Raw genomic sequence first — 19,336 nt, forward strand, 5'->3', positions numbered from 1 at the left:
GATATGTTTAGGATTGTAAAATTTAAAAGCTGTTATTTGATTCTAAATGTAATCTCTCAAATGTTCCCTATAAAGTCTACCTATCGGCAATCCCATTACATTATAATAATCACCTTCTATTCCGACTATATATCTTGAAAAATATCCTTGTATTGCGTAGGTACCTGCCTTATCATAAGGTTCTTTTTTATCTAAATAGAAGTATAGTGAGAATGAAAAATAATTTTTTATATGTACTAGTGAATAAAATAGAAAATTAAAAAAAGTGGCTGTAAAAATAGAAGCTTGAAACTCTTTTCATGAGTTGTTGCCTAAAGAGAGCTTTCTATTTTTACAGCATCTATAGCTTTATTTTCGTTGTATTGAACTATTTTCTCTTTGGATTTTTCGGGTACCATCCTTTTTCCACTCTTTTTTCCTGCTCATATAATTCATGGATACTCCAAAAGCAGGAAATGCCAAAGATGGCCAAACTTCCGGAGAGGAAAAGAGAAGGGAGAAAAATGCTGGCTACACAAGCGAATAGACCTATTATGAAAAAAAGCCAGGCTATTTTTTTACTAAAGTAATACTCCGCATAGACCACTATGGGGTGAAATATCCCTATGCAGAGAAAACAAACCAAGCCTAAGAGTAAACCTTGAAAGCTCATAGTTTAAAATACCCCCGAAGCTCTCGAAGCAGAGTGTTAATATCCACCTCTGCCCGTTCACTCATCATCTTTACCGTGGCTTTCGGCAACATAATACGAGCAAGAGGAGTGTTTAAGGCCTTAAAGCGATCGCTTAATCGGAAAAGGAGAGTCTTTACATTGGGATCTGCTTCCAAAATATCTTTTAACAGAGTGTCTTCGGTGATTTCTGTCAGCTTGCCGGCTGTCAAAGACTCTGTACTTTCTCTATTTTCTTCGTCTCCCAAAGTCCCTGTGTTTTCTTTATTGCCTACATCTTCAGAAGTCTCTGAGTCTTCTCTCTTGTCTTCGTCTTCAGCAGTCTCTTTGCCTTCTCCCTTTTCCTGCTGCTCCCAGGTCAGAAGAGTTTGAGAGCCCTGTAAGGAACGGATATGGGTGCAGTCCTGCATCATTTCCAGCACACCGCGGAACTTTCCCTTTTCATCTCGAACCGCATAGTAAACGATATAAATAAAGAGGTCCGGCTTGTTGATCCAAAACTCCGCCTTATCCTGCTCTCCGGAACGGAACTTCTTAATGATTTCCTCAACGATATGTACCGAAGCCTTTGGATGACAGTTTTTCACATCTCTTCCGATGACATTTTTACTTCTGGGAAAAACTCTGTGCTTGGTGTCGGTGTAGAAGCACACCAGTTCATTTTCGTCCACATAGGAAAGATCCACCGGCATGTGCCGGTAAATCAGGTTAATCTGATCCAGGGTAAGCTGACCGGTAGTAACATTCAACTTTTCTTCTTTATTGTTAAAGCCGTATTTTCCCAGAAGACCGGCAAGCTCTTCCGCAAAACCGGGAGCGGAAGAAAGTCCGGATAGGGGAGCACCGGCTGTAGAAGCTGTGGCAGAAGATGAAGCCGAAGCTGAATTGCCGGACTTATCTGCTTGCACGCTAATATAGGCAAAACCGATTTCCCGGTCTCCCTCAGCCATATAACGGAACTCTTCTTCATTGATCATTTCCAAGGAGGTAGGGTAGAGGATATTTTCTTCCTTGTCCATCAAATCCCGAACATCAGCCACAAGTTCTGCCTGCTTTCCGATAAATTCCTCTTCCTTATCCTCTAAAAGAAGATTGTAGCACTCTGAAATCTCATCCCGGATAAAGTCATCCAAAGTCCACATGGTGGTGGTAGGGCGGGTAAAGCCTTTCTTTTCCAAAACCGGGTATAATTGGTTTTGCTTTCTGGACAAATGAATCTTGAATTTCAACAAGTCTTCATAAAGCTCCAGCCATTGGTTTTTAATGAGAGGGTACTGCACCAAATCCTCAACGGAAAGCAGTAGTTCCTTCATTTTGGCATTTTCCCTACGGTAACAGGAGATGGGATGATTTTCCGGAAGCTCTTGATCCTTTGTTACTAAAACATCCTGGAAGACCTCCAGCATAGCTTGAATATCTTCCTTAATGCACTCATCTTCGGTTTCTTCCACCATTTCCTGCTCAATAATGGCGATTTCATAGGGTGCAAGGTGCTGTACTCTATCTTTAAGGGCTTTTCTTGCTTCTTCCAAAGAAATCTTTCCCTCATCATAGGCGGATTTTATTTCATGGACAATTTCTAACTTCTTGCCATCAATATTTTGAAAATTCTCTCTCATAGTTTTCTCCTTCAGGGGATATTCCTATCTGCTATCCAATTAGATTAGAAAGGAAAATATAGTATTGCATAGTTGGTTAGAATAATCTAACTTATAATATTATAGCAAAAAAGAAGAAAGAAAAACAATGAAATTTCCATATTAAATTCTAATCTTCAATTGCCTAAATGTAATTTCTTAAATGTTCCCTATAAAGTCTTCCTATCGGTAGTCCCATTACATTGTAATAATCACCTTCTATTCCGACTATATACCTTGAAAAATATCCCTGTATTGCATAGGCACCCGCTTTATCATAGGGTTCTTTTTTATCTAAATAATCTTCTATTTCTCCCTCTGAAAGTTTGGCTACTTCCACCGGAGTATCATCTACAAAACTCTCATAGCTTTTCTTAATAGAATTATAAACACATACCGCCGTATATACTCTATGCTTTCTGCCGGAAATGGCTTCAATCATCTGTTTTGCATCTTCTCTTGATTTCGGTTTCCCAAGTATTTTTCCTTCAAGTGCCACTATGGTGTCCGCAGCTATTACGATAAAATCATTTTCCTTGTATTTTAGTGTCGCCTGCTCTACAATATCCGCCGCCTTTTGGCAGGCCTGCTTTTCACAGGCCTCCCTCGGGTCTTTACTGTCTATCTCGGTTTCCTTATCCGAAACCATTATCTCAAAATCAAGTCCGATCTGACTTAATAATTCCTTTCTTCTGGGCGATGCCGAAGCAAGAATTATTTTTATATCTTTCATTCTATTCTTATCTCCTTACAAAGTGCAAATGAATATATGAAAATATCATTTACCGTTTTACCTGTGCTCATTTCAAGTGATTTTTTATAAAGCAGGAGCTGGGTTTTATATCTCTTTATAAGACTTTCTGCATCTCTTACATTGTCGGTCTTATAATCCACCAAAATTATATTGTCATCTTTTTCAATATATGCGTCTATAATACCCTGTATAAGTATGGTCTCATCGCTTTCACCCATACCTGCTTCCTTAGCTGAGATTCCCATAATAAATTGATTTTCTCTTTTCAGGCTCCCATTATACTTTATAAAGTCAGCTCCGAGTTTACTGTCTAAAAACTTTACTATATCAAGAGGGTTGATAAGTTCTCTGTATACATGATTATTTAAAAGTGAAATTTCTTCTTTTACAAAGTCCTCTCTACTGCTGAAATTATAAATATTTTCATAGTGAATCTTTTGCATCAACTTATGATATGCATTTCCCCTCTCACTAGCATTTCCTGCATTTATACTCGGCTTTTTATTTTCCTTCACTTCAAACTCTTCACTCTGTGACATTCTCTTTATCTCGGATACCGAGAATTTTGTTTTTAAATCGATATTTTCAGCATATGGATAGATGTATTCGAGCCTGTTTTTTAAATTATCATACTCATTCTCACTCAACTCTTCAAAGACCTTATGAAGATCTCTTACCTCTTTTTGAGTTTCTACCTCTTCTTTTAAGAGCATATTATAATCATATGTTTTAATATCAAAATGCACATTGTCACGTCCCAAAAGTATCATATCCAGATATGAATTACAGGATCTTATATCAAGAAAACTCGGGGAATCCTTCATTTTTTCAAGTTCCTTTTGGGCATCATTGCAGCTTCCTGAAATGATCATTTTTTCCATAGCTCTGGTAAGCGCCACATATAATACTCTAAGCTCTTCGCCCATAAGATCTACATTAAGCTTATGTTTTATTACGTTTTGCTTTATAGAGCTGTCTTTTATATTTTTTTCACTGTCAACATACTGCACACCCAATCCGAAGTCGGTATCTATTACCATCCCCTGCCTTAAATCCGTTTTATTGAATTTTTTATGTGCACATGCAAGGAAACATACCGGAAATTCCAGCCCCTTTGACTTATGTATAGTCATGATTCTTACTATATCATCATTTTCGGAAAGTATACCTGCCTCACCGAAGTCATTGTCAAAGTCCTTTAACTTGGCAATATATCTGATAAAATTATAAAGTCCGCTATATCCCGAATTACTGAATGTCTTTGCCTTATTTATAAGCAACATCAGATTTGCTCTTCTGACCTGTCCTCCCGGCATAGCCGCTATCAGGTTTAAAAAGTCGGTCTCATTATAAATATCCTGTAAGAGTGCCGCAATATTCATATATGCTGACTTTTTCCTGTATTTATTTAAAAAATCCAGCGCAGTCTTTATTTTTTCTCTTGTTTCAAGCTCAATATTGCTTTCACTTCCCTCATACAAAATAGCATCCATCATTCTAATCTTTGCCGACTTTTCTATATTCTTTGATTTCCTGTACGCAGAAACAATATTTGCAAGTTCCAAATCTGTTATTCCAACAAGATTTGAATTAAGAAATGCCGTAAGGTCCACATCTGAATAAGGATTGTCAATTGCCGCCAGTATAGCAAGTATCTTTCTTACCTCAAAGGTCTTAAAATATCCTTTATTACTTTCGGCATATGCCGGAATATTTTCATCATTCAAAACCTTCGCAATGCTCTCACCTATATTGCTTCGCACAAGGATTACAATATCGCTGTACTTTAAATCCCTGCCCTCACCTACTTTAAGCTCCGTCTTAAGCTCCTTTATTCTTTTCGCAATGGCTCTTGCCTCAAGTTCTATGGCATTTGTATCATCTTCAATATCCGAGGTCTGTGTCAGCATTATTTCGCTGATATATTCTTTTCCCTCTTTAAAATCCGCACCGAGATAAAGTGCCGCATCATCATCATACTCAATTCCTCCTGTGTTTTCTTTCATAATCTTTTTGAAAATAACATTTGCACAATTGAGCACATTACTGCGGCTTCTGAAATTCTTGCTAAGAATTACCTTCTTTTGTAATTCATCATCAAAATCGGCCTTTTCAAAATGTGTAAAACTCTTGTACTTATCCATAAAAAGCTGTGGTGAAGCCTGACGAAAACCGTATATGGACTGCTTTACATCACCTACCATAAATATATTGTTCTTTTCAATAGCCGTCACAATGGCTTCCTGTAAGTAGTTTGAATCCTGATATTCGTCGATATATATTTCACTGAACTCTTTTCTATAACGATTTGCAATCTCTGTAGGGTTTTTATTTTCATCCAAGAGTATTCCAAGTGCCATATGCTCTATATCCGAAAAGTCTACAATATTTTTATCCCTCTTCTTTTCATTGAAAAGCGCAATATATTTCTTTGTCAAATCTACAATTGCTCTGATCTTCGGCTTTTCCTTTTCTTCCTCTTCCAAAAGCCTTTTTTTGTCAAAACAATACTCCTCTGAAAGTTTTGATATGGCTTTCTTATATGCATCTCTAAGTCCCTTGGCCTTTTCCTTTAATTCTTCATTGCCACCCTTTACAGACTTTAATCTGCCGAAACTTACATTATTCAGTCTTTCGGACAATTCAAATATATCACCGGCGTTTTTTATATTTCCGATACTTGATTGCTCTTCTAAAATATTGTCAAGATATTGAATGGGACCTTCATCCTCATTACAAATCTCTATTATTTCCTTTATATCTGATAAAATGGAATCAATACTTCTGCTTATCTCATTAAAAATATACTCCTGCCACTCATCTCCCTTTTCATTCAATGAATCCAGCCATTCTTCCGGCCATGGCTTACTGATCGCAAAGCGATACAGCTTTTCGATAAACTCAGATATGCTTCTATCTCCCTTGGTATTTGCAAAGGCATCTGAAAGTTCAATAAAGTCTTCACTTCCCGCATCATACTCACTTTCCAAAAGCTCCTCCATCGTGTCGGCTCTTAGAAGTGATATTTCACTCTCATCAGCCACACTGAATGCCGGATCTATATCTATTTTGTCTATATTTTCCTTCAGTATTGAAAGGCAAAAGCTGTCGGTAGTCATTATTTTTGCTGATGATAGAAGTATTGACTGTTCCTTAAGTCTTTTAAATTCTTCGGAATCATTATCGTGCTTTTCCATTTCCTTTAAAAGCGCATTATAAATTTTCTCCTTCATGGAAGCGGCTGCGGCTCTGGTAAATGTCATCACCAAAAGAGAGTCCACATCTATAGGATTTTTACTGTCTGTAATCTTTTTTATAATTCTTTCGACCAGTACTGCGGTCTTTCCGCTTCCGGCCGCTGCAGATACCAATATACTGCCCTTTTTTATATCTATTGCCGCCTGTTGTGCCTCAGTCCACATTTTTTTCACTCTCCATCTTTTCCCAAATTTCATCATCTTTTATAGGTGTCAAGCTGTTGTATGAGAATCCTTCTATTCCCTCATCAAAACCGCATATGGCAGTATATGGACAGTAATCGCATTTTGCCAAGCCTCTCCTTAATGACGGTTTTATACTTATCTCACCGCTTAAGATATTTTCAGCCGTATCCTTCGCCTTTTGTCTTACATACTCCCTAAGGAAATTTATTCTTTTTGTACTTGCTACACTTGCAGATTTTGCAAAGCTTCCGTCCTTTTTGGTGGAAACAGGTATTACATCACTCTCGGTCACAAAACTTCTGTCCAGATTTTTTATTATATCAAGATCCGTATTTACTATTCCGCTCGGCTTAAGCTTATTTAAAACGGCATTCTCATTTTTTGCCTCATCTCTGGTAAGGAAAGGTGTATCTATATGATAATAGAAAAATGCCGCAGGTAATATCTCTTTACCCGACTTTGAGAGCTGCTCCATTACAGCATCAAGGTATATAACCAGCTGCAATGCTCTTCCATAGTATGGCATATCTGTTTCCCATTTCGTATTTCCGGTCTTATAATCTATTATCTTAACAAGAGTTTTTCCGTCCGTATCACAGGTATCCACTCTGTCAATCTTTCCTCTCAGATACATTTTTGCACCGTTTTTTAAATCAATATTTAGGGCTTCAAGATTATCCCTTTCTCCAAAAACTCTTTCAAAATCAAACGGCTTAAAGTTTCCGGCAGCAAGTTGCTTTGCCAGTACAAGCATTGTAAGCTTTGTCATTCTTACTATCTTTTCAAGCTGAAACTTTGACTTTTTGCTCTCTTCAAAGATATTACTTTTCTCTGATGCCATGCTTTCCTTTACAGCTTCATCCACAAGAGAGTAAAGTTCTGTCTCGTCCATATTTGCAACAGTTTTCTTTCTTGCTTTGGCATATCTGAAGCATCTTTCAAGCATCTCATGTACCAAAGTACCTATATCGGAAGCCTTGAATGAATGTACCTGTCTTTCTTCCACTCCCAAACCGTAACTGATAAAATGCTCAAAAGGACAGCCGTTATAGTTTTCAAGTCTTGTTACACTTACACGAAGCTCCTCACCGAACAATTCCCTTGCGGCACTTTCTCCGATACCCGAGTCACGGTATATGTACATAGCGAAAGTTGTAAGCTTTCTGATAAATTCCTTATCAAAAAATGTAGCTACATACCTTAAAAGGTCCTCGTCAACATTCTCCTTCGCTCTCAGTTTCCTGAGATTGTCGGTCAAATATTCCTCGGCTTCAAATCTTGAGTATATTTCAGTTTCTTTTTGAGTCTTTATTTCAATATTTGGGAAAATATTCTTGATCATATTTATAAGTATTGACGGCCTGCAACTCTTACCGTCAAAATCCATACCTGTAAGACTTACAAAGAGCTTGTTTGAAGGCTTTGTAAGCACCTGATATAAATAAAATCTTCCTGTATACAAATCTTCTCTGACAGTATCCGAAAGATTAAATCCGATAGATTTAAGTTCTCTTTTTTCCCTGTCATTTATAAGTCCGCCCGCATCCTTTACTGTGGGCAGGGAACCGTCATTTGCTCCACATACAAACAATGCCTTTATACTGCCAAGTCTGGTTCTTTTTAAATCACCTATGACCACTCTGTCAACCCTGTCAGGTATCATACCGAGCTTTATCTCCTCAAAGCCTGTATGCAGAAGATCTGAAAGCTCCTTTTTGGTTATACTCTCACCTTCAAGTATCAGCTCAAGCCTTTCAAAAAGACTCAGTACCTCATCAAGTACACCATCATACTCTCTGGCTCTTTTTATATCATTACAAAGTTCAAGCTCATTTTTTACATTCTCAAGCTTTTCCTCTATTTGAAGCTCATCAAATATTTTTCTGAAGGCATCACATACATCCTTTATACTTATTTTACTCTTACTCATAGCCCTATAAAGAGGAGATATCTTTTCAAGTGCCGTATTTTTAAACTCGTTTATCTCTTCAAGTTCAGTCTCTGAAAAACTCGTCGGCAAATATGTAAAATCTGTATGCAGTCTTTTATATCCTCTTATCCCGGTTTCAAGCAGATAATTATCAAGTAATGATACCATTCTGTAGTCAAAGTCCAAAAGACCGAGTCTTAAAAACCTGTTGACCGCATCATATGAAAAGTTATCGCTTATCAGAGCAATAAAAGCATTTATAAGTTCAACCAATTCATTATTGTTTATATCCATCTTTTCATCAAGATAGTACGGGATTTCAAGCTGATGGAATCTGTTGGCAAGTGAGTTTGATACACCTTCCAAATCTCCGTATATTATCGCAATATCTCTGTATCTGTAGCCCTCATCCTTTACGAGTTTTAATATCTTATTTGCCACATAATCTATCTCATCAAGCGGATTCAGCAGGTGATTTATCTCGATATCTGAAACCTCTTTTGCTCTCTTGCCGTCATATCTTAAAAAATGCTCTTCAAAAAAGTAAAGATCCTTTGAATTTTTAAACCTGTGTACTTCACCTGTATTTAAATTTATATCAGGCAGTCTTTTGATATTACATCTTTTAGCCATATCATTGATTTGAGAAATCATCTTTGTACTTATAAAAAACAAATCACTTTCAGATGACTTTATATCAGGATTTATGTTCTTTCCCAAAGTTATTGAAAATCTCACTTCTTTTGCAACCTTCATCAGATTTTCAACTATGCGGTTTTGTATCGGAGTAAATCCCGTATAACCGTCAAATAATATGACAGCATCTTTTAGCAATTCACTGTTTACAATATTTTGATTTAGTATATCAAGTACCTGTTCATTAGTAAAATATTTCCCTGCTATATATTCTCCAAAACCCTTTTTCAGCTTATAAATATCTTCAAGTTTTATTTTTAATAAGGAGTTTACTTCATTATTTTCCTGCTGCTCTTTTATAAATCCATCGCTTATATCATATTGCATAAACTCAGATATAAGTGATTTGATATTGTCTATAAAGCCTGCTTTTTGAAACTGCTTCTTCCATGCCTTTAACTCTACCTGATTTGCTATCTTTCTAAGTATAAGTGCCTTATCAAGCTCATCTAAAAGCTTAGGATTTTCTATATCCAGTTCTTCAAAAATTCTGTATGCAAGTCTGTTAAAGCTTAGTACATCTATATTATTGCTTGCATGACTTGGATGCATCTGCACTATATCTTTTTGAGTCTGCATAGTGAACTGCTCAGGTACAATAATAAAATATCTTTTTTCCCTGTTCTTTATAGACTCATTTATAATATCGCTAAAAGCTCTATAGGTTTTGCCGGCACCCGATGCTCCAAAATAAAATCTGTATCCCATATTTCTCCTAAAAATGGCAGCTTCCATAGGAAACTGCCATCCATTGTTATGTATGAGGTAAACCCTCAGTCAATACCACATTATTGCAACTTCTTTGCAATCTCATGTATAAATTCTTCACTGTTTAAAACTTGTATATTCTCTAAGCTTGAAATCGCACCGAGATCACCTGTCATCTTACCTGACTCTATGGTATCAAGAGTTGCCTTTTCAAGTCTGTTTGCAAAATCCACCAAATCAGGAAGATTATCAAGCTCTCCCCTCTTTCTTAGCGCACCGCTCCAAGCAAAGATGGTAGCCACCGAATTTGAAGAAGTACTCTCACCCTTCAAATATTTATAATAATGTCTTTGAACCGTACCATGTGCCGCCTCATACTCATAACATCCGTCAGGTGAAACAAGTACCGAGGTCATCATTGCAAGAGAACCGAATGCGGATGAGAGCATATCGCTCATTACATCTCCGTCATAGTTTTTGCAAGCCCAGATAAATCCACCCTCGGATTTCATAACTCTGGCAACCGCATCATCTATAAGAGTGTAGAAGTATGTGATATTGGCCTCTTCAAACTTCTGCTTATATTCCTTTTCATATATCTCCTCAAAGATATCCTTAAAGGTATGATCATACTGCTTTGATATGGTATCCTTTGTAGCAAACCAAAGATCCTCTTTCTGACTCAAAGCATATTCAAAGCAGGCTCTTGCAAAGCTTTCAATAGAAGCATCCAGATTGTGAACGCCCTGTGCAATACCTGCAGCTTTAAATTCATGTACAAGACTTCTCTTTTCATTTCCTTTGCTGTCTGTATATACCAGCTCCACTTTGCCCGGTCCGTCTATAATCATCTCCGTATTTTTATATACATCACCATAGGCATGACGAGCAATGGTAATTGGCTTTTTCCATGTTCTGACATTAGGCTCAATACCCTTTACCAATATAGGCTTTCTAAATACCGTTCCGTCCAAGATAGCTCTGATAGTACCGTTTGGAGATTTCCACATCTCCTTTAAGTCATATTCCTTAACTCTTGCGGCATTTGGAGTGATGGTGGCACATTTTACAGCCACTCCAAGTCTTTTTGTAGCATTGGCCGACTCCACAGTTACCTTATCATCTGTTTCATCTCTGTGCTTTAATCCCAAATCATAATATTCACTCTTCAAATCTACAAATGGAAGAATAAGCTCGTCCTTAATCATCTTCCACAGGATCCTTGTCATCTCGTCTCCATCCATCTCAACAAGTGGAGTAATCATCTGTATCTTTGCCATATTTACCTCTAATTCTATAAAGTTTTATTTTTTAGGTACTATCTCTATCCAATATCCGTCCGGATCGCTTATAAAATATATTCCCATGCCCGGATTCTCATAGCATATTACACCAAGCTTTTCATGTAATGCATGAGCCGCTTCCATATCATCTGTTTCAAGTGCAAGATGATACTCAAGCTCTCCCAAATTATATGGCTCTTTTCTGTCTCTTAAATAAGTAAGCTCAAGCTGAAATCCTGTTTCCTTATCTCCCAGATAAACCAAAGTAAATGATCCGTCAGCTGCATCCTTTCTTCTTACAGGCTCAAGGCCAAGTGCTTCCTTGTAAAACTTTAAACTTCTCTCTAAATCAAGTACATTAAAATTAAAATGTGCAAATGAAAAATTCATCTTTTATCCCTTTCATTATAATATACACCCTGTATATTCTACAGGGTGTAATATTTTTAACCTTTTATAACTTCTTTTCCACCCATATAAGGTCTGAGTGCTACCGGTATTCTTATGCTTCCGTCTTCATTGAGATTGTTCTCAAGGAATGCGATAAGCATACGAGGTGGTGCAACCACTGTATTATTGAGTGTATGTGCAAAATATTTATTTCCGTTTTCGTCTTTCACTCTGATTCTAAGTCTTCTACTCTGTGCATCTCCAAGATTTGAGCAGCTTCCTACCTCAAAGTACTTCTTCTGTCTTGGTGACCATGCCTCTACGTCACATGATTTCACCTTAAGATCTGCAAGATCTCCCGAACAACACTCAAGTGTTCTTACAGGTACATCAAGAGATCTGAAAAGATCAACGGTATTCTGCCATAATTTCTCATACCACATCTTTGACTCTTCAGGCTTGCAGACAACTATCATTTCCTGCTTCTCAAACTGGTGGATACGATAAACACCTCTCTCCTCAATACCATGTGCTCCCTTTTCTTTTCTGAAACATGGTGAATAAGATGTAAGTGTATATGGCAACTTAGCCTCATCATTTAATGTATCAATAAACTTTCCGATCATAGAGTGCTCACTTGTACCGATAAGATAAAGGTCTTCTCCCTCAATCTTGTACATCATTGCATCCATCTCGGCAAAGCTCATTACACCTGTAACCACTTCCGATCTGATCATGAAAGGAGGTACACAGTATGTAAATCCTCTCTCAATCATAAAATCTCTTGCATAAGATATTACAGCTGAATGAAGTCTTGCAATATCTCCCATAAGATAGTAGAATCCGTTTCCTGCTACCTTTCTTGCGCTGTCAAGATCTATACCGTTAAGTTTTTCTATGATATCTGTATGATAAGGTATTTCAAACTCAGGTACGAAAGGCTCACCGAATTTCTCAATTTCCACGTTCTCACTGTCATCCTTACCTATAGGTACACTCGGATCAATGATATTTGGAATGGTCATCATGATCTTCTTTACTTTTTCTTCAAGTTCGGCCTCAAGCGGCTCCAAACCTGCCAATGTCTCACCGATACTTGCTACAGATGCCTTTACCTGTTCTGCTTCTTCCTTTTTGCCCTGTGCCATCAAAGAACCGATCTCTTTTGAAATCTTGTTTCTCTTTGATCTGAGCTCATCAGCCTCGGCCTTTGTCTTTCTAAGCTTCTCGTCAAGTTCTATAACTTCATCAACCATTGGAAGTTTAAAATCCTGAAATTTGTTTTTTATATTCTGTCTTACAATATCCGGATTTTCTCTTAAAAATTTAATATCAATCATGGCTTCCCCTTTTTCTCTATATCTAAATATTTAGACGATATCTTTTGATATCTTACATAGAGAAAAGTATACATCAAATGAGCTTTTATGTCTATTCCAAGTTGGTATCGAGTTGCACGCAATATCGGCTTGATAAACCTTTTTCGGTATTGTATTATTCATTTATTATAAATAAACGGAGGTTTTCATGGATACACTAAAAGAATTCCAAAGAATCATGACTACACAGACTGACCTTGCTTTGTCAACCGTCGGAACAGACGGCAATCCAAATGTCAGAATAGTCAACTATTATTTTAATCCTAAAAATAATGTCATATACTTTGCAACCTTTAAAGATAATAAAAAAGTACAGGAAATAGATCAAAATCGAAACGTAGCCTTTACAACAATCCCCACAAACGGCAATGAACATATAAAGGCAAGAGGAATTGCACTAAGAAGCAAGCAAACCGTTTTTGATTTGGCAGATTGCTTTTGTGACAAGATACCCGATTACAAAAACACAATAGAACATGCAGGAAATTTATTGTTATTATATGAAATACACTTTAAAACAGCTACTGTTACTTTAGATTTGTCCAATATTCAAACGATTACGTTATAAAAGAGGGGCTGACTGTCAGCCCCCTTTTTTTACTATTCTACATATTTGCTTGTATAAGCATAATATACTTATTATTACTCTCCAAACTGTTTTAAACTGTCGCTGACTTGATACTCGTATAACTTTGTACGGTTGCTTATTATTTTATTGTACATCTCATTGCCGTCTATAAAACCTCTTGTAGTATCATAGGTATTTGGAAGAGTTGTGTAGTTAAGGAAAACACTTGTATTATTGGCTGCTGTAAAATCATTATCACTTAATTTCATTATATAGGTATATTCTACCGGATAATAAATTGTGGTAGTAGGAAATTTACCGTTTGCGTCCGACAAATTAGCCTTAAACACTACAAAGTATACATTTGTACCGTTAAACTGACGCTTGTCATCTGAGGTATACTGTAAATACTCTCCGGCAAATTCAATATCGCTTACCTGCATGTTCGGCTTATAATCTTTTGCAATATATGCATCCAGAGTCACTCTTGCCTCATCCTGCAATGCTTTTCTGTATTCGTCAGTCATATCTTCAAGTTTGTGTACATACGACTGCTCCTTGAACTTTTCAAAACCGTCTCCGGCCTCTATGACTGTATTCTTATAGTTGTTGCTATAAAGCTCACTTGGGAACTTAAATCCCTTTGTATCGCTGTTATCTCCGACTCCATAGGATTTGCCGACCAACTCCGGACCTGTCTTATAGCTTATTTTATCACTAAGCATTAAGGTCCTAAATGCCACAGGATAGTACATCTTAGTAGTCACATATTTATGTTCCACACTTGTAAGTACTCTGCTGTAAATAATGTATAATACATTGTATCCGTCCACATTTGTTTTGAAAAGATAGCCTTCATACTTTAAATCTGAAAGTGTAGTACCCTCACCGTATGCACTGTCTGTATATTCTTTTATAACCTCTGTTGCTTTACCATTTGCTTCTTTTATGAAATCTTCCGGAAACTCACTGTATTTTGTTACATAAGTTTCAAGTCCCGATACTGTGTAACTTTCGCTCATTTTCTCAGGTACTCTTCCATATCTTGTTGCCAAGAAGCTGATTTCATCTTCATTAAGATCAAGACTTATTGTCACAACATCATCGTTTTTTAGGTTATCATGCTTATCAATTTTAAACTTGCCTTTATGTATTATATCGTCACCGCTATAAGTAAACTTAGCTTCTCCCTCCGGTGCAATCCCTGAAAATTCCACCTTTATATCTTTAAAAGGATCAAACTTACCAAGTTTATATAGGTTTGAGATTGAATATTCTCCATTCTTATACTTTAACTTATAATTAATACTCTTGGCTTTTTCATCATCTACCGTCCAGGTATACTTAACCTTTTCGCCATTGCTTAACTTTTCAGTCTTTTCAAGTTCTACTCCCGATACGGCATCATGAAGTACATATACAGGTTCAAAAGCATAGGTCAAAACACCATACTCCTTTTTACCCTTACTGCTGTACTTTATCTTTTTTCCATAATCCTTTTCAAGCTTTTCCCAGTCAATATTTATACTTGCCTGTCCATAACCGTCATATCCGCTGGATTCAAAGCTGATATATTTGTTCAAATCAATAACTTTACTTGAATTCATAGCCAAAACTGCTATCAGAATAATAAGAAATGCAGCCATAGCACCTGCTATACCGAAGATAAGATTTTTCGGTAACTTTTTTTGACTGCCGGGGGTACTACCGGTATTAGATGTCTTTGTTCCGGTATCATTTTGATTCTGCTTCATGTTCACGTCCTCCATGGTAACTCCACAACTCTCACAAACCTTTGCTCCGTCGATGTTCATAGAACCACATTTTTTACACTGCATGCCTAACCCTCCCGAGATATTTTATTGTTGCCAATACCTTAACATAAATTCTTATATTTTTCAATCTATTTATTGTTATTTGCCAATAAAATAATAATCCAAATGTGAGTTTCTTCTATATAAAATGTAATTATTGTGTTTTTCTTAATCATTATTAAGGTTGATTTAATTCGTATTTTTTTGTATACTAGAACATGGAGGTGTATCGAAGTGGTCATAACGAGCCTGACTCGAAATCAGGTTGTCACTTTTTCGTGGCACGAGAGTTCGAATCTCTTCGCCTCCGTGAAAAGAACTGTAGTAGTAACAGTTTCAACAAAGGGAGTATGTAACTCATAGTAAGTCACATACTCCCTTTATTTTTCTTATTAGATTAGACACTTTACACTCATACCTATGTCTTAGCTTTGTGATTATTTAAGTAAAATATCCTGAAAACTATAATTGTCCTTACCTCCAATTTTAACAGTTATACTATCCTTTTTCCCTAAATCCTTCCCGGGAAAAATAAGTGTCATACCTTCATCCGTAAACATTGTATTGGCAACCGTTTCTTTTCCTGTATCATCATCTACCAGAATAAAAGCTTCGTGAAAAGCATCCTTATCATTGGGGTTTGATAGATATAAAACTATAGAATTTGGGTAAATCTCACTTTTATCAATTTTTGCAGTATAAATATCATAGCTGATATCGTAATTTAAAGTAATTGTTTTTGGAGAAACCTTGGTTGGTGAGTATAAATATTCATATCCGTCAAAAATTATGCTAATCGGAAAATTTTCCTCCAATGTATTCAATTCCATTACAAGATTTCCATCTTCAAAATTATATGCAACTAAATTTTGTACTGAAATATCCAGCTGATGATCTTCTCCTTCAATTTTAATTATCTTTCCATTAGTAGTGTCCTTTTTTCTAAATGTAAGATAATGCATAGGGGTCATGTCTATGTCTGAAATAAGTTCAAGACAAACTCCATCCTTTATTATTCCTTGAGATAAATTATTGTCCACGCTGACAGGAATATTATCTGTATTAGTTTCTCCGGTACTTTCATTTTCTTTTTCAACTATAGATGTTTCTACAGAATTAATATTACCTGAATCCTGTTTAACATTTACACCGCAACTGACAAGTACAGCTGTTATTACAACTAAGCTTACTATATACTTTTTTATAATTTTAATACGCATTTACATAACCATTTGCCGCAAAGTTATCTTTACGTCATCCAAACATTTTATTTTTTATTATTTAGTTTAAATCAAATAAATCTGATTCAAAAGTATGGTACTCAGTATCATCTTCACTTAATACCTCTTTAAATTCCTCCTCTGAAACTTCGGTGAATCCAAGAACATATATATCATCAGATTCTTCCACCAAAGTACTTATATAATTATAAAATTCTTCTGCATTCATCCCAACACAAACATCATCCTCAGGTATGCATTTATCACATTTCATAGAATCAGTTACTTCAACCCCCAGAGCTTCTATCTTTGCCCAGTACTCATCTTCTGTTAGAATCTCTCCATTCACTACAAAGGTATTTTCCCTTTCATTTTTATCTCTTGTCGAAGCTTGTATTGGATTAACACCAAAATTTAATAACAATAAAATAGCACTACATATGGCACAATTTTTTAATATATTACTGAGCATACATTTCTCCTTTATCTAATCTTAGCTATTTATATGTTTCAAGTATAATTTATTCAATACGGTATTTTAATACCAATATTGAACTTTAGTTTATCTCCATTTTTATATCTCATAGGATTTAACTCATTCATAGCCAACACCATCCTTTAATTCTTGTATATTATCACTTATTATACACACCAATATTACTCTATGCGAAAAATGTAATAAGTTGTATGGTTAATTGTAATAAAATGTCCTAAATCAATTCCCAAGTCTACAAAATCAAAACTTCTTTTTATTCTATCGGCAATATAAAACTGCTTCCACTATAAATACCCCTTTATCACAGGTGATTTGCAGAACTCCGTCATACTTGCTTAATACCTCTTTTACACTTTCCAGTCCTAAACCATGTCCTTTCTTATCTTTTTTTGTTGTTAAGAAATTTCCTTGAACTAAATTTACATTAAGATATGAATTTTCTATTCGCAATATAAGCCTACCTTTTGTATAATTTAGATTTAAGTGCAACATCGATTCTTCACCATGTTCATTTACTTCCTTTATAGCTCTTAAAGCATTGTCCAAAAGGTTTCCAAGTATTACAGTAATATCCATATCTGATATATCAAGTTTCTCCGGAATACATACATCCACACTGATATCGGTATTTGCTACTCCCTTCAATTTGTAATTAATCATACTGTCAACGATTATATTACCCGAATTACATAGCTTTTCCTCCATGTCTATATTTGACAATATACAGTTAAAATAGTCCTTAAATGAATCAATATCGCCTTTTTCATACAATGACTTGAGTGCAAACAAATGGTTTTTTATATCATGTCTGATTAGGGACATCTTTGCATTATCAGCTTGTATAATCCTTAATTGTTGCAGATATGATGAGTTCTGTTTTTGTAAAATAATTTTTTTGTTTTTTTCCTGTAACATTGTTAATGTATAATTATATAGTTGAAAACTTACCAAATTAATCATAATAAGCGCCGATACAACAAATAATATTTGTTTATGTTCTGTAACATTGGCAATATTTAAAAACATAATAATGACAAACAGACTTGCAATAGGTATACTGATAACTCCGGTCCAATATCCTATTGAAATATTTTTATATTTTATCAGATTATTTTTCTTACCGGATAATATCAGTGATACAATATATACTACAGCTCTAACACATATAATAAGATATATCGAATGTAATTCTTGTGCTTTAAACACAAATATCTTTCTATGATCGAACAGAGACATAAATATAATTTCAACAGCAAAAATAATCAAATACACATATATTGTTGCCGTTATTCTGCTCTTAATTGTCCCTTCATAATTAAATGTCAGTGCAAAAATGCTTATTATATGGAAAAACAGCATTAACAAAGGTATTGGTAGAAAAATAAAAACCAAAGAGCTTAACACAAAATATAAACTGTAAGATATGAACTCTATTTTTTTATTTATATCTTGTCTCTCAAAAAAAATACTTATAAGTTTAAATATTGAAATAACTCCCAGTGTGTTTGTAATCACAAATACACTATGCACCAATCTCATTTCAACTGCCCTTTCCTTTCAAATACCAGCTGTAGCTCTCTTATCTCTTTTCTCTTATTTCTGCTTATTGGGATTATACTTCCATCCGTCATTATCAATTCCTCGAATTTAAAACAAGTAATAAACTCATAATTTACAAAATAACTCCTATTTGGATGAATGAAAAACTTTGGTAAAACTTCTTCCAAACTTTTAATATTGCCGTAAAAATTATAGTTATTCTTTGTACCGAACAAAAAAATCTCTCTTCCTTTACTTTCAAAATATAAAATGTCTTTATAAGGGACTTTCACAGTTTTTCTGAAACTTTTAAATTCAAAACTCTTATTTTCCTTTTCAGATATTTTCATAGCTAATTGAATATCAGCAAATACCTTTTTACTGTCTATAGGCTTTTTTAAAAAGTGAAGCGGTTGCACATCAAATAACTGTCTATCATATATATCCTTCGATGATATATATATAATTTTTGTTATATAATCTTCCATTTGTTCACGAATAATATGTCCTACCTCTACCCCGTTTATCTCCCCAAGTTCAATATCTAAAAAGATCAAATCATATGGGCTCTCTTCTATATTTTCTAATAATGCTTCTCCGCTATAAAATGTATCTATGATTATATCTCCACATATTAAACTATCCTTCATGTCTATAATCATTGTCTTTAGTTCACTACACACGTCCTCTACATCATCACAAATGGCAATTTTAAACATAGTATATTCCTCGCATATTAGTTAACATTATATAAACATATCGTTGAACAAATATATTATATCAAATATTTATAAGCACAGGCAATATAC

General features: G+C 35.3%; 15 protein-coding genes and 1 tRNA gene. 2 read left to right on the forward strand and 14 right to left on the reverse strand.

The features are described from left to right. Positions 1-42: 42 nt before the first annotated feature. The 9 genes from HMPREF1495_RS13595 to serS all read right to left on the reverse strand — a co-directional run bounded on the left by HMPREF1495_RS13595 (position 43) and on the right by serS (position 12,851). The gene (locus HMPREF1495_RS13595) at positions 43-231 is read right to left on the reverse strand and encodes a Maf family protein (RefSeq protein WP_256379710.1); all 189 of its coding nucleotides are present in this window, start codon (positions 229-231) and stop codon (positions 43-45) included. A 136-nt stretch (positions 232-367) separates the two neighbouring features. Further along, a complete protein-coding gene (locus HMPREF1495_RS14325; RefSeq protein WP_084544501.1) occupies positions 368-652 on the reverse strand; it encodes a DUF4491 family protein in 285 nt (94 codons plus the stop codon). Continuing rightward, positions 649-2,289 (reverse strand): DUF438 domain-containing protein, encoded by a 1,641-nt coding sequence (locus HMPREF1495_RS06120; RefSeq protein ID WP_034212939.1) that lies wholly within the window; start codon positions 2,287-2,289, stop codon positions 649-651. Before HMPREF1495_RS06120 ends, HMPREF1495_RS14325 begins: the two co-directional genes overlap by 4 nt. Before the next feature lie 163 nt (positions 2,290-2,452). After that, positions 2,453-3,040, reverse strand: a complete 588-nt coding sequence (locus HMPREF1495_RS06125; protein ID WP_034212941.1) for a Maf family protein — start codon at positions 3,038-3,040, stop codon at positions 2,453-2,455. Continuing rightward, complete coding sequence (gene addA, locus HMPREF1495_RS06130; RefSeq protein WP_034212943.1) at positions 3,037-6,483, reverse strand: helicase-exonuclease AddAB subunit AddA; 3,447 nt, start codon at positions 6,481-6,483, stop codon at positions 3,037-3,039. Before addA ends, HMPREF1495_RS06125 begins: the two co-directional genes overlap by 4 nt. Next, entirely contained in the window at positions 6,473-9,838 is a 3,366-nt protein-coding gene (locus HMPREF1495_RS06135; RefSeq protein ID WP_034212945.1) for a PD-(D/E)XK nuclease family protein, read from the reverse strand. Before HMPREF1495_RS06135 ends, addA begins: the two co-directional genes overlap by 11 nt. Positions 9,839-9,918: 80 nt before the next feature. Next, a complete protein-coding gene (locus tag HMPREF1495_RS06140; RefSeq protein ID WP_034212947.1) occupies positions 9,919-11,118 on the reverse strand; it encodes an NADP-dependent isocitrate dehydrogenase in 1,200 nt (399 codons plus the stop codon). Positions 11,119-11,142: 24 nt separating this feature from the next. Then, the gene (locus HMPREF1495_RS06145; RefSeq protein ID WP_034212949.1) at positions 11,143-11,511 is read right to left on the reverse strand and encodes a VOC family protein; all 369 of its coding nucleotides are present in this window, start codon (positions 11,509-11,511) and stop codon (positions 11,143-11,145) included. A 56-nt stretch (positions 11,512-11,567) separates the two neighbouring features. Next, complete coding sequence (gene serS / locus HMPREF1495_RS06150; RefSeq protein ID WP_034212951.1) at positions 11,568-12,851, reverse strand: serine--tRNA ligase; 1,284 nt, start codon at positions 12,849-12,851, stop codon at positions 11,568-11,570. Positions 12,852-13,038: 187 nt separating this feature from the next. Here serS and HMPREF1495_RS06155 point away from each other — a divergent pair, with 187 nt between their 5' ends. Next, positions 13,039-13,458 (forward strand): pyridoxamine 5'-phosphate oxidase family protein, encoded by a 420-nt coding sequence (locus HMPREF1495_RS06155; protein ID WP_034212953.1) that lies wholly within the window; start codon positions 13,039-13,041, stop codon positions 13,456-13,458. Between the two features lie 74 nt (positions 13,459-13,532). Here HMPREF1495_RS06155 and HMPREF1495_RS06160 read toward each other — a convergent pair whose 3' ends face one another. Further along, on the reverse strand, positions 13,533-15,296 hold the full coding sequence (locus tag HMPREF1495_RS06160; protein ID WP_034212955.1) for a zinc ribbon domain-containing protein: 1,764 nt from the start codon (positions 15,294-15,296) through the stop codon (positions 13,533-13,535). Positions 15,297-15,492: 196 nt separating this feature from the next. On the opposite strand from HMPREF1495_RS06160, the gene HMPREF1495_RS06165 reads away from it, so the two are divergent. Beyond that, positions 15,493-15,582, forward strand: a tRNA-Ser gene (locus tag HMPREF1495_RS06165). A gap of 127 nt (positions 15,583-15,709) precedes the next feature. Here HMPREF1495_RS06165 and HMPREF1495_RS06170 read toward each other — a convergent pair. The 4 genes from HMPREF1495_RS06170 to HMPREF1495_RS06185 form a co-directional block, all read right to left on the reverse strand. Then, a complete protein-coding gene (locus HMPREF1495_RS06170; RefSeq protein ID WP_051402813.1) occupies positions 15,710-16,492 on the reverse strand; it encodes a hypothetical protein in 783 nt (260 codons plus the stop codon). 61 nt (positions 16,493-16,553) lie between these two features. Then, complete coding sequence (locus HMPREF1495_RS06175) at positions 16,554-16,964, reverse strand: hypothetical protein (RefSeq protein ID WP_034212957.1); 411 nt, start codon at positions 16,962-16,964, stop codon at positions 16,554-16,556. 282 nt (positions 16,965-17,246) lie between these two features. Beyond that, a complete protein-coding gene (locus HMPREF1495_RS06180) occupies positions 17,247-18,194 on the reverse strand; it encodes a sensor histidine kinase (RefSeq protein ID WP_242832869.1) in 948 nt (315 codons plus the stop codon). A gap of 329 nt (positions 18,195-18,523) precedes the next feature. Continuing rightward, positions 18,524-19,246: a LytR/AlgR family response regulator transcription factor gene (locus HMPREF1495_RS06185; protein WP_034212962.1), complete on the reverse strand. Its 723-nt coding sequence runs from the start codon at positions 19,244-19,246 to the stop codon at positions 18,524-18,526. Between the last annotated feature and the right edge of the window lie 90 nt (positions 19,247-19,336).

This window comes from Lachnoanaerobaculum sp. MSX33 (assembly GCF_000512995.1).
Lineage (GTDB): Bacteria > Bacillota > Clostridia > Lachnospirales > Lachnospiraceae > Lachnoanaerobaculum.

Bases quoted from the DNA above. Each gene is read 5' to 3' on its own strand.
- HMPREF1495_RS06170 (WP_051402813.1), bottom strand. From the start codon at position 16,492: ATGCGTATTAAAATTATAAAAAAGTATATAGTAAGCTTAGTTGTAATA.
- HMPREF1495_RS06160 (WP_034212955.1), bottom strand. From the start codon at position 15,296: ATGCAGTGTAAAAAATGTGGTTCTATGAACATCGACGGAGCAAAGGTT.
- HMPREF1495_RS06135 (WP_034212945.1), bottom strand. From the start codon at position 9,838: ATGGGATACAGATTTTATTTTGGAGCATCGGGTGCCGGCAAAACCTAT.
- addA (WP_034212943.1), bottom strand. From the start codon at position 6,483: ATGTGGACTGAGGCACAACAGGCGGCAATAGATATAAAAAAGGGCAGT.
- HMPREF1495_RS06120 (WP_034212939.1), bottom strand. From the start codon at position 2,289: ATGAGAGAGAATTTTCAAAATATTGATGGCAAGAAGTTAGAAATTGTC.
- HMPREF1495_RS06155 (WP_034212953.1), top strand. From the start codon at position 13,039: ATGGATACACTAAAAGAATTCCAAAGAATCATGACTACACAGACTGAC.
- HMPREF1495_RS06185 (WP_034212962.1), bottom strand. From the start codon at position 19,246: ATGTTTAAAATTGCCATTTGTGATGATGTAGAGGACGTGTGTAGTGAA.
- HMPREF1495_RS06140 (WP_034212947.1), bottom strand. From the start codon at position 11,118: ATGGCAAAGATACAGATGATTACTCCACTTGTTGAGATGGATGGAGAC.
- HMPREF1495_RS06175 (WP_034212957.1), bottom strand. From the start codon at position 16,964: ATGCTCAGTAATATATTAAAAAATTGTGCCATATGTAGTGCTATTTTA.
- serS (WP_034212951.1), bottom strand. From the start codon at position 12,851: ATGATTGATATTAAATTTTTAAGAGAAAATCCGGATATTGTAAGACAG.
- HMPREF1495_RS06145 (WP_034212949.1), bottom strand. From the start codon at position 11,511: ATGAATTTTTCATTTGCACATTTTAATTTTAATGTACTTGATTTAGAG.
- HMPREF1495_RS14325 (WP_084544501.1), bottom strand. From the start codon at position 652: ATGAGCTTTCAAGGTTTACTCTTAGGCTTGGTTTGTTTTCTCTGCATA.
- HMPREF1495_RS06125 (WP_034212941.1), bottom strand. From the start codon at position 3,040: ATGAAAGATATAAAAATAATTCTTGCTTCGGCATCGCCCAGAAGAAAG.